This window comes from Rhodococcus sp. NPDC057014, from assembly GCF_042673295.1.
Classification (GTDB): domain Bacteria; phylum Actinomycetota; class Actinomycetes; order Mycobacteriales; family Mycobacteriaceae; genus Rhodococcus_F.
In genome coordinates, this window is record NZ_JBHUSF010000331.1 from 1 (window position 1) to 9,720 (window position 9,720).

At 66.8% G+C, this 9,720-nt stretch carries 12 protein-coding genes and 3 pseudogenes; 7 read left to right on the forward strand and 8 right to left on the reverse strand.

Features of this window, described 5'->3' with window-relative positions:
• Positions 1-471 (forward strand): annotated as a pseudogene (locus tag ACFTZB_RS38030) (MFS transporter); the annotation flags it as partial.
• Positions 468-1,112 (forward strand): TetR/AcrR family transcriptional regulator, encoded by a 645-nt coding sequence (locus ACFTZB_RS38035; protein ID WP_378439924.1) that lies wholly within the window; start codon positions 468-470, stop codon positions 1,110-1,112. The pseudogene ACFTZB_RS38030 and the gene ACFTZB_RS38035, both read left to right, overlap by 4 nt.
• Before the next feature lie 21 nt (positions 1,113-1,133).
• Here the strand turns inward: ACFTZB_RS38035 and ACFTZB_RS38040 are convergent, their stop codons facing one another.
• The 6 genes from ACFTZB_RS38040 to ACFTZB_RS38065 all read right to left on the reverse strand — a co-directional run bounded on the left by ACFTZB_RS38040 (position 1,134) and on the right by ACFTZB_RS38065 (position 5,229).
• On the reverse strand, positions 1,134-2,393 hold the full coding sequence (locus ACFTZB_RS38040; protein ID WP_378439926.1) for an alpha/beta hydrolase family protein: 1,260 nt from the start codon (positions 2,391-2,393) through the stop codon (positions 1,134-1,136).
• 164 nt (positions 2,394-2,557) lie between these two features.
• Positions 2,558-3,043, reverse strand: a complete 486-nt coding sequence (locus ACFTZB_RS38045) for an SRPBCC domain-containing protein (RefSeq protein ID WP_378439928.1) — start codon at positions 3,041-3,043, stop codon at positions 2,558-2,560.
• A gap of 3 nt (positions 3,044-3,046) precedes the next feature.
• Positions 3,047-3,388, reverse strand: coding sequence for an ArsR/SmtB family transcription factor (locus ACFTZB_RS38050; RefSeq protein ID WP_378439930.1), 342 nt, complete (start codon positions 3,386-3,388; stop codon positions 3,047-3,049).
• A 390-nt stretch (positions 3,389-3,778) separates the two neighbouring features.
• Positions 3,779-4,057, reverse strand: a complete 279-nt coding sequence (locus ACFTZB_RS38055; RefSeq protein WP_378439932.1) for a hypothetical protein — start codon at positions 4,055-4,057, stop codon at positions 3,779-3,781.
• 170 nt (positions 4,058-4,227) lie between these two features.
• Positions 4,228-4,368 carry a hypothetical protein gene (locus ACFTZB_RS38060; RefSeq protein WP_378439934.1) on the reverse strand — a complete coding sequence of 47 codons (141 nt, stop codon included), beginning with the start codon at positions 4,366-4,368 and terminating at the stop codon, positions 4,228-4,230.
• A gap of 540 nt (positions 4,369-4,908) precedes the next feature.
• On the reverse strand, positions 4,909-5,229 hold the full coding sequence (locus ACFTZB_RS38065; RefSeq protein WP_378439936.1) for a helix-turn-helix domain-containing protein: 321 nt from the start codon (positions 5,227-5,229) through the stop codon (positions 4,909-4,911).
• Between ACFTZB_RS38065 and ACFTZB_RS38070 the strand changes: the two are divergent.
• A pseudogene (locus ACFTZB_RS38070) lies at positions 5,165-5,350 on the forward strand (hydroxyquinol 1,2-dioxygenase); the annotation flags it as partial. The gene ACFTZB_RS38065 and the pseudogene ACFTZB_RS38070 sit on opposite strands and share 65 nt — an antisense overlap.
• Here the strand turns inward: ACFTZB_RS38070 and ACFTZB_RS38075 are convergent.
• Complete coding sequence (locus ACFTZB_RS38075; RefSeq protein WP_378439938.1) at positions 5,347-5,925, reverse strand: histone-like nucleoid-structuring protein Lsr2; 579 nt, start codon at positions 5,923-5,925, stop codon at positions 5,347-5,349. The pseudogene ACFTZB_RS38070 and the gene ACFTZB_RS38075 sit on opposite strands and share 4 nt — an antisense overlap.
• A gap of 247 nt (positions 5,926-6,172) precedes the next feature.
• On the opposite strand from ACFTZB_RS38075, the gene ACFTZB_RS38080 reads away from it, so the two are divergent.
• Positions 6,173-7,084, forward strand: a complete 912-nt coding sequence (locus ACFTZB_RS38080) for a MurR/RpiR family transcriptional regulator (RefSeq protein ID WP_378439940.1) — start codon at positions 6,173-6,175, stop codon at positions 7,082-7,084.
• A gap of 120 nt (positions 7,085-7,204) precedes the next feature.
• Here the strand turns inward: ACFTZB_RS38080 and ACFTZB_RS38085 are convergent.
• Positions 7,205-7,552: pseudogene (locus ACFTZB_RS38085) on the reverse strand (hypothetical protein); the annotation flags it as partial.
• Here ACFTZB_RS38085 and ACFTZB_RS38090 point away from each other — a divergent pair.
• From ACFTZB_RS38090 to ACFTZB_RS38100, 3 genes are all read left to right on the forward strand, one after another.
• Complete coding sequence (locus ACFTZB_RS38090; RefSeq protein ID WP_378439942.1) at positions 7,466-8,332, forward strand: acetate--CoA ligase family protein; 867 nt, start codon at positions 7,466-7,468, stop codon at positions 8,330-8,332. The pseudogene ACFTZB_RS38085 and the gene ACFTZB_RS38090 overlap by 87 nt on opposite strands.
• Positions 8,329-9,129: a crotonase/enoyl-CoA hydratase family protein gene (locus ACFTZB_RS38095; RefSeq protein WP_378439944.1), complete on the forward strand. Its 801-nt coding sequence runs from the start codon at positions 8,329-8,331 to the stop codon at positions 9,127-9,129. The genes ACFTZB_RS38090 and ACFTZB_RS38095 overlap by 4 nt, the downstream gene beginning before the upstream one ends.
• Positions 9,126-9,720 (forward strand): C45 family autoproteolytic acyltransferase/hydolase (locus tag ACFTZB_RS38100; RefSeq protein WP_378439946.1); only part of this gene is annotated, 595 nt, incomplete at its 3' end. The genes ACFTZB_RS38095 and ACFTZB_RS38100, both read left to right, overlap by 4 nt.

Below are 9,720 nucleotides of genomic sequence, written 5' to 3' on the forward strand. Positions count from 1 at the left end.
GTGCTGCTCATCGCAGGGTCGATCGTGGGTGCGATCGGTTACTTCGTGGTGGCGTTCGCGCATGACACCGAGATCGACATCTACCTCGCCACGTCGTTGATCGGGATCGGTTTCGGGCTGGCCTTCTCGGCGATGTCGAATGTCGTGGTCGCGGCGGTACCGCCCGAACAGACCGGTGTCGCCAGCGGAATGAACGCGAACATCCGCACGATCGGCGGCTCTGTGGGCGCTGCACTCATGGCCAGCATCGTCACCGCAGGGGCGTCCTCCTCGGGAGTCCCGCAGGAATCCGGATACACCCATGGATTCGTCGTGCTGGGCACAGCAGTGGGCCTCGGCGCCGTTGCGGCCATGTTCATCCCGGCGCTGAATCGGGACAAGACCACGCGTCTCGAGGAGTCGGCCGCACTGCGGCACCCGGAACTCGCGATGGTCGCGGGCGGCACTCTGGTGGGCGACGAATCCGAATGAAGTCCGACGTGAGGGATCGGGGAAGCGGAAGGGCGCTGCGCCGCGACGCCGCGGAGAATCGGCAACGGCTACTCGACGCGGCAGCGACCGTGTTCAGCGAGCGCGGCCTGGATGTGGGGGTCGACGAGATCGCCCGGGTCGCCGGCGTCGGGATCGGCACCCTCTACCGCCGGTTCCCCACCAAGGATGCATTGGTCAGTGAGCTCGTCCGCCAGGTATACGACGACTTCCTGGCCCTTGCCGACGAAGCCCTGTCCGCGCCGGACGGCGAAGGCCTCGAGCAGGTTCTGTACGGTACCGGTGCCATCCTGGCGTCGAACCGAGGATGTTTGTCCCGTATGTGGAACGACGACGAGACCACGATGTTGCGGGACGAGTACCGACGGATCCTGTTCGAACTCCTGACGCGAGCCAAGCAACACGGGCGCATCCGCGAGGATGCCGCCGACGCCGACCTGGATCTCATCTTCTGGTCCGTGCGCGGCGTCGTCGCGACCACCCGCGGCGTCACCGACACAGGGTGGCGCCGGGCCATGGCGATCATGATCGCGGGACTGCGGCCCGGCGCGGACACTCTCGACGAGAGCCCGATGAGCGCCCAGCACGTCGCACAGATCATCGACAACCTGTCGGCCCGATAGCGCACGGCGGATCCTGCCGCTTCAAGCACGCCGCAGGTGGCCGGCGGTCCAGTCGGCCACCAGCGACAGCACCTCCGGATCCACGGCGTCGCGCACGAGTCGCCGGTAGGCGCGCAGCGACGGCGGGTCCGTGTCACGTCGGATCAGATGCGTCAGGTCCGGAAACCGGACGGTGTCGACATGGCCGGGCACGAGTTCGGCGATCACCGTGAGATCAGCCGGGTCCACCTGCACGTCCTTGGCTCCCGTGATCGCGAGGACCGGCGCGGGGTTCTCCCGCAACAGCGGTGTCGGGTCGAAGTCGAGAAACTCTCGGAACCAGCGCGCATTCACCCGGCGACCACCCATCCGCGCGGTGTCGGTGGTGGTCCGGGACAGCGTCTCGAGCGCCGCGTGTTGCCTTTCCTTCAAGTCGATGCGCAGTGCCCGCAGGACCGCCCGCACCGGAGCGGGCAGGCCGTCGACGGCCTTGCCCGACTGCCAGTGCAGCACCTGCCGCCCCGTCACCGCCGGACACGCGAGAAGCACCACTGCCGCGGGGTCGACCCCCCGATCCGCTCCCAGCGCCACTGCGAGGCAGGCGCCCTCGCTGTGCCCGACGACCGCGATCGAATTACGTCCGAATCCCCCTGTCGTGCGCAACCAGTCGACGGCGGCAGCGGCGTCCGCGATGTTGTCCGACAGGCCGGCCGACAGGTAGTTGCCGCCCGAGTGCGCGACCCCCCGCTTGTCGTATCGCAGCGAGGCGACACCCTTCTGGGCCAACGCGTCCGCGAGGGCACGGCTCACACCGATCGGGAGCTTTGCGTGGTCGCCGTCGCGATCGAGTCGGCCGGACCCGGTGAGGATCACCGCCGCGGGCCCGCCCTCGGCACCCGCCGGAACCGTCACAGTGCCGGTCAGTACGGTGCCGTCGCCGGACCGGAACCTCACCTCGCGTTCGGATACTCCGGCACGCCCGGGATCGAGCACGTCGCGGATCTGCGCCGCGACGCGAACGGCATCGGGCACGGTCACGATCAGTTGGTCGAACTCCGCTCCCGAACCCCGTCCGAGGGTGCGCACGCGAATCGCCGGGACACCCGCCCGCACCGCGACGAAGGTGCGCACTCCCCTGCCGCGCCAGGTCCCGATGCACCGACGCCGCGGAATTCCCAGACCCGGTGCCCGCACACCCCGGATGTTCGCGAACGGGTCGGCGATCACCTCGGCGCCTCGAATCAGCGGCATGGGGACGGCGATGTCGCCGCGCAATCCGGCGAATTTTTCGAACCTGGACAATGCGAGATGTACCTCGCTCGCGCTCACACTGATCTCGGCCATTGGACGCCCTCCCGTCGGTGCTGCCCCATGACGATCTCATCACTGTGTGACCGCATCCCGCACCGGATTGGAGGCGCCGCCTCGCACATGGACGGCGAGGCGGCGACAGTGAACCGGCAGGCTCAACCCTTGATGAGATCGTCGATCTGGCCGATCGCCTGCGAGGCCCCCTCGACCACGCCCATGTCGAGCACCTGTTGGAGACCTTCGGCGGTGGCATAGGTACTGACGTAGGTGGCAACGGTGCTGCCGCCTTTGTCCTCGAAGGAGAACTCGTTGGTGGACACCGGCATCGATTCGATCGGAGTGAAATCCGCATCGGCGAATCCGTCGGTGAAGGTGAAGCCGGTCGGCTCGTCGACGGAAATGATGTTCCAGTAGCCCGCATGCTTGTCACCCTCGGGGCCGGTCATGTAGTACGTGACCCGACCGCCGGGGGCGAACTCGTGGTCGACGACCGTCGCCGGGTACGTCGGCGGGCCCCAGATCTTCTCGAGCTGGCGGGGATCGGCGTAGATCTGCCAGATCCGCGCTCGCGGTGCGGCGAACTCGGCGGTGATGGTCAGGGTCAATGCATCGGTGTCCTGGCTGACATTGGTGACAGGCATCGTTCATTCCTTCCATTGCGGTTCCGTTGCGATCAGTTCGTCGATGCGGGCGATCCGTCCACGCCACACCTGTTCCAACTCGGCGAGCATGGACGACACCGCGCGCACAGCGTCCACATCGCCCGTGGCGAGTTGTTCACGGCCGCTGCGTCGCTTGACGAGTAGGCCGGATTTCTGGAGAACGGCGACGTGCTTCTGGACGGCAGCAAAACTCATGTCGTACTTCGCCGCCAGTGCCGAGACGGAATGCTCTCCGGCCAGCACGCGACGCATGATGTCGCGCCGCGTTCGGTCGGAAAGCGCGTGGAACAGGGCATCGGCCCGGTCCTCCTCTGTCTCTGACACACCCAAAACATACAACCATTTGGTTGTATGTGCAAGACCGGGACACCATCAGCCCTCAAAGGCTCACCGACCGACACCAAATACTTGTGTGGCATAGATCACACCTCTGCGATGCGGCTCGACCGCGGATCTACCATTTCCTCGCGACGGTATGCATCCAGTGCACGACGCCGATGCACTCCCGGCCGGCCGAATCCCTACCGGCCCGAGGGAGATTGGCGCGGTCCGTTGCGCCGATCCACCGACCGCAGGAGCGTGGTCGGAAACCGAGGCGGTGCCCTTCTACACGTCACGGCGAGGCCCGGTCAGAGCGGAAATCCACTCCGACCGGGCCGCTTCGGTTCACTCGGGGGATCACCGCATCCACAAATGGACGGGCGCCCACCGTCCTCACCCGACGCAGATCAGCACACCCACGACCACCACTGCGACCAGCGAAGCGCCGCCGCAGATCAGCCACGCCTGGGTGGCGAGTTGCCGCCACTGATCGCACCGGTCCGTCACTTCCGCGACCGCGACCGACCGCCCCTCATTCATATCGGACGCAGGCGGCTCCCACAGACGGCGGGCCTTCACGTCCGCGCGTGCCGCCACGCCGAACGACACGGGGACCACCAGCAGCGCAACCACCAGCAGGCCCACCATCACGCCCAAACCCGTCCCGAACATTCCTCATTCCTTCCACACCAGACGACGCCCGCCACAGGTGCCGCACATCTGTCACCGCCCACCCGCACCCACGGGCACACCGATCCCCCGTCACCTATATCGCCACACGGCCGCCCGATGTTGCACCCTCGGACCGCCGGAACTCGCGACGGACAGGAGTCCCCGCCGGCCTATACGCCCGGCACCGGGAAGTTCCACATCGCCACGACGATCACGCCCATGACCAGTCCGGCGCACACGACGGTGCCAACGACACTGACACGCACCGCATCCACTAGATCGGCCCCCGATTTCTTGCTGATCCGTGCCATGACGACTCTTTCTTTCACGTGCGGGAGTTCTGACTGCCACGTCGGTGACGGTGCACCACATACATTCACCCGAGTTCGCCACCGGCACAACGGCCGATATACCTACACCCATACCCCTGTCGGGCCGCGAGTAGGGGCACCACCACAATTCGCACCCGAGCGCCGGACTTCTCCACAGAATTGCGTGTGTTTCCTGTCACATCTTTGCATTGTCGCCTTGGTTGCCGGATAACGGACTTCGGAATTACACCTACCGGTCGGCAATTCAGGCAGTCGGAAGATTATGCAATGGCGTAGGTCACACTCTATGGACTTCCACGCAGCGTCTCACGAAAATCACTGATACGCCGCTCGTCACGACGTGCAGGCTGTCCGTGTAGCGCCCCTGCCAGCTGATTTCCATCGTTGGCGGGGGCTGCGCCTGGCTGCACCACGAGCCTGGACAGCGCCCCTGCCACCTCAGCGCGGACCGTACAGCCCTGTATTGCAGCGCAATTCGCCCAGTCATCGCGTGATGCCTGCAGTCCACCGATCTGCGTATCAAAGATTGACCGCACGAAACCTTGTATCGGAAGGGGTTTCGCCGTATCGCCGGCGGTATGCGGCCGCGAAGCCGGAATGGTGAACGAAGCCCCACCGGTAGGCGATGTCTGTCACCGACCCCGTGTCGGGACCCTTCGGTGCGAGAAGATCCTCCCGGACCCGGGGAATTCGAAGCGACTCGAGCCACGCCAGTGACGACATCCAGGTGGACAATCGAGGCGGGAGGTCGATTGCACGACGATCACCGGACCGCACCGCACCGCACCGGCGGACGCTGGTCACCCACATCTTCGTCGCCGTCGATCCGCAGATCGACATCGGAGACTCCGTCTTCGGAGTCAAGGATTCGCTGATCACCCCGGACGGGCGCGAACTGAATGACCACAGCTGGGCCACAACCAGTTTCGATATCGTACTGGCTCCCGAGACTCGGGCCTAACGGTCGGAGTGGGCGTCGGTGTAGGCCTCCCACACTTCGGCGCGTAGTCGTCCGCGGTCGGAGACGGGGAAGCTGTGTTCGCGGGCCCAGGCCCGGACCTCGGCAGTGGACGGTGAACGTGCCGCAGCACTCCCCTCCTCTGCGGTAGGTGTGTCGTCGACCGGTTCCTCGTCGTCGGTGTCGTCGTCTCTGTCGGTCTCCGCGTCATCGGCGGGGACATCCTCGACCCGGTCCACGGCGCGCTCGACCAGGCCCGCGGTGTCTTCGACCAGGTCGTCGCCGGTCCGGAGGATCTCGTCACCGTTGTGTGGGAGCAGACGGCCGATGTCGCCGTCGCTCCGGGCGGTACCGGCGGTCACGGCCGCCACCTTCACTGCGTCGAGGAGTTGACCGCGCACCGATTCGTCGAGGGCGGCGAACTCGGGCGATGCCTCCAGCAGCGTGGCAGCGTGGTCGACCATCTCCTGCGGGCTGCCTGCCAGGCCTCCGGCACCCGCCGCGGCAAGCTTGGTGTGGCGGGCTCGGCCCAGCCAGTATCCCACGATCACCGCGATCGCGACCTGCAGTCTGGTCATCATCGTCGACTCCCACGGATGGATTTGACCGTGCGGCCTACTGAGCCGACTACCCTGGACCGCCCGCATTCAATCGCCTGTGAGTGTGATGCCGGCATCACGGCAGACACACACGAGCCGCTTCGCGACGAACACCCGAAGAGTGCAACGGCAATTGCAGTAGCACGTCTTGAAGCAAGTTCGCAACTACTACGATGGCGTTAGCTCGTCAGTGATCAACCACAAATGTTCGAGGAGAAGAGGGCGCATGGCCACCAAGTCCAAGTCGGCGGGTCCTGCGACCTTCGAGGAATTGCTCACCGAGATTCGTCAGCGCGAGGGCAAGTTGTCGCCGTCGCACAAGAAGCTCGCCGAGCGGGTGATGTCCGACCCCGAGGCGGTGGCGTTCATGACCATCTCGGAGCTCGCGGCCGCGGTCGGCGTCAACGAGGCCACCGTCGTACGGTTCGCGACGGGACTGGGGCTCAAGGGATATCCCGGGCTGACGCGCCTGTGCCGCGAACGCCTTCAGGAGCAGGCGCAGCTGCTGCGTCGTTTCGACAACCTCGAGCACATGGCGGCGGAGGGCGCCGGCCTGCTGGAACAGACCGTCGCCCTCGACCAGGCCAACATCGCCCGCACATTCGCCCGGATCGAGGATTCCACTTGGGACTCGGCGGTCGAGCACCTCGCCCGCGCGCCGCGTGTGCACGTGATGGGGTTGCGCAAGTGCCACGCCCCGGCGTACTTGCTCGGATACTTGCTGCGCATGCTGCGCGAGGATGTGGAGACGGTCACCGCCGGCGTCGGTTCGCTGACCGACGATCTGCGTCGGGTCCGCGAGGGCGACTGCTTCGTGGCGATGTCCATCCACCGCTACAGCGTCGACACCGTCCGGGCCGCCGAGTGGGCGCGGCACAGTGGTGCACACGTCATCGCGTTCACCGACAATGCGAGCTCTCCGCTTGCCGCGTCGGCGCACGACACCTTCTACATCGACGCGTCGAGCGCCTCGGTGTTGCGGTCGATGACGGCATTCACGTCGCTCGCTCAGGCCATGTCCGGCGGCGTCGCACAGCTTCTCGGGCACCGGGTGCGCGAAACCCTCCTCGAGGAGGAGAAGCTCTCGAGCAGCTTCAGGGTGTACGTCACCGATGCCGCGACGGGCAAGCACCACTAGCCGATCCACGCCCGGTTCGAGGGCTACTGCCGGCGAGATTCGGCCAGTCTGGTGTTGCTGTTGCCGGCGGGGCGTCGTCCTGCTCGCCATCGTTGCCGGTATGGCCTTTACGTACGACAGGTACGGGAAGCCCCACATCCTGACCGGTAGCGCAGCCTTCTCTTCCGCAGTCTTCTTGCGGCGACCGACGATCTGGGTGCCGCAGATGCACAGGTAGACCACCACGGCGACGGCGCCGGACGAGCTGAGCAGGAAGGTGAACACGGCGCCGGTGGGCAGGAAGTAGTTCGCGATGACCGCGAGGAATCCGGCGCTGGAGGCGGCGAGCACCGCCTTCACCGGCTCCTCGAGCTGACCACCGCCCACCGGGTTCCCCTGCTCGTGCAGAGCTGCTACGCGAGCGACGAGGTCTCCAACCACGACCGCCTCCGCGCCGGCGGGGTCCCGGTGATCAACTCCATCGACCACGCCGTCCGGGTGGTCGCCGCCCTGGACCGGCGCGGACGACGACTGGCCACCGCGTCGCAGCGTTCGTCCCTCACCCCGCCCGCCCCCGCCCCGCGGTCTGCGAACGGAGCGGGGATCCTGGACGAGCCCACCGCCCGCGCCCTCGTCGAGGATGCCGGGGTCGACATCGGCGGATGGACCTTCGTCCACACCGTCGACGAGGTCGTCGCCGCGGTCACCGGATACGGGCGGCCGTGTGCACTGAAGGTCGTCTCGCCACAGGTGATCCACAAGTCCGACGTCGGCGGGGTGAAACTGAATGTGGTCGGCGCCAGCGCCGCGGAGAACGCACAGGCGATCATCGACGCGGTCACCGAGAACGTGCGCGGCGCGGTGATCGACGGCATCGTCGTCACCCCGATGGCCGATCAGGGTGTCGAACTGCTCGTCGGCGCCACCCACGACCCGATCTTCGGCCCGGTGGTGGCCTTCGGCAGTGGCGGCGTGATGGTCGAAGCCCTCGAGGACGTCACCTTCCGCGCGGCGCCGTTCACCGAGATCGAGGCCCACGAGATGATCGACGAGACCATCGCCTCCCGCATGCTCGACGGTTACCGCCATCTTCCGGTGATCGACCGGGAATCGTTGGCCCGGTTCCTCGTCCGCGTCGGTGACATCGTCGCCGCGCACCCGGAAATCAGCGAACTCGACCTCAACCCCGTCATCGCCTCGGACACCGGAATCGTCCCGGTGGACGTGCGGATCGTCCTGTCCGAAAACCTTTCTGGAGCACACGCATGACCGACCCTCTGCTGACCGACCGCACCGGCGACACCGTCGTCTGGACGCTCAACAACCCCGAGGCCCGCAATCCCATCTCCGAGGACGACACCATCGACGCGCTCGAGGAGGCCGTCACCGCGGTCAACCGCGACCCGAGCGTGCGGGTGGCGATCCTCACCGGCGCCGGCTCCGCGTTCTCGTCCGGCGGTAACGTCAAACACATGCGCGACAAGAAAGGCATGTTCGGCGGATCTCCCGCAGAGCTGCGCCAGGGCTACCGGCACGGCATCCAGCGCATCCCGAAAGCCCTGTTTCACTGCGAGATCCCGACGATCGCCGCCGTGAACGGGGCGGCCATCGGCGCCGGCTGCGACCTGGCAATGATGTGCGACCTGCGGATCGCCTCGACCACCGCACAGTTCGCCGAGAGCTTCGTCAAGGTCGGCATCATCCCCGGCGACGGAGGCGCCTGGCTGCTGCCCCGCGCCATTGGCATGGCCCGGGCCAGTGAGATGGCCTTCACCGGTGAGTCGATCGACGCGCAGACCGCACTCGAGTGGGGCATGGTCTCGTCCGTCGTCGAACCCGGGAAACTCCTCGATGCCGCCCACGACCTCGCGGCCCGGGTGGCGGCGAACCCGCCGCACGTGCTGCGGATGACCAAGCGACTGCTGCGCGAAGGCCAGCACCAGAGCCTCGAGAGCATCCTCGAGCTGTCGGCGGCCATGCAGGCAGTGGCGCATCACACCGAAGACCACCACGAGGCTGTCGGGGCCATGCTCGAACGTCGAGCCCCGCAGTTCAGCGGACGATGAACGCCCGTATCGACGAGACCACGGTCGCCGGACTGCGATGGGTGGCGGTGAAGGGTGAACGCACCGCCGCGTTCGCTCTGCTCGGTGAGTACGCCCGCGCCTCGATCACCGCCGTGCAGAAACAGCTGCCCGAACGCGAAGGCCTGCAGACCTTCACCCGCACCGGTCGCGGACGACGCATCCTCGCCGACGTGGTGACAGCCACCGAACGGGCGTACCCGCATCTCACCGCCGAACTGCGTGCGCTCGCGGCCGGCGCCGTGCTGCCCTACGAGAACCTGCTGCTGGCCAATCTGCGCGGCGACCTCGGCGTCGACGACGGCACCGGTTGCACGGACCTCGCCTGGCGCGGCACGTCGACGTTCATCGCGCACAACGAGGACGGTGCCCCCGCCCTCGACGGACACTTCATGCTTCTGACCCTGCACATCGACGGTGACCTGCCGGTCACCGTGCAGTGGTATCCCGGGTTCCTGCCTTCCAACACGCTCGCCGCCAACGCCGCCGGACTGGTGTGGGGCATCAACCACATCCAGGTCACCACACCGATCGCCGCACCCGGCCGCCATTTCGTCGCCCGTGGTCTGCAGC

What these genes read in the sequence shown, in the direction of transcription:
- ACFTZB_RS38035 (WP_378439924.1), top strand. Translation starts at nt 468, where the DNA reads ATGAAGTCCGACGTGAGGGATCGGGGAAGCGGAAGGGCGCTGCGCCGC.
- ACFTZB_RS38045 (WP_378439928.1), bottom strand. Translation starts at nt 3,043, where the DNA reads ATGCCTGTCACCAATGTCAGCCAGGACACCGATGCATTGACCCTGACC.
- ACFTZB_RS38055 (WP_378439932.1), bottom strand. Translation starts at nt 4,057, where the DNA reads ATGTTCGGGACGGGTTTGGGCGTGATGGTGGGCCTGCTGGTGGTTGCG.
- ACFTZB_RS38060 (WP_378439934.1), bottom strand. Translation starts at nt 4,368, where the DNA reads ATGGCACGGATCAGCAAGAAATCGGGGGCCGATCTAGTGGATGCGGTG.
- ACFTZB_RS38065 (WP_378439936.1), bottom strand. Translation starts at nt 5,229, where the DNA reads ATGTCGATCTGCGGATCGACGGCGACGAAGATGTGGGTGACCAGCGTC.
- ACFTZB_RS38075 (WP_378439938.1), bottom strand. Translation starts at nt 5,925, where the DNA reads ATGACCAGACTGCAGGTCGCGATCGCGGTGATCGTGGGATACTGGCTG.
- ACFTZB_RS38080 (WP_378439940.1), top strand. Translation starts at nt 6,173, where the DNA reads ATGGCCACCAAGTCCAAGTCGGCGGGTCCTGCGACCTTCGAGGAATTG.
- ACFTZB_RS38095 (WP_378439944.1), top strand. Translation starts at nt 8,329, where the DNA reads ATGACCGACCCTCTGCTGACCGACCGCACCGGCGACACCGTCGTCTGG.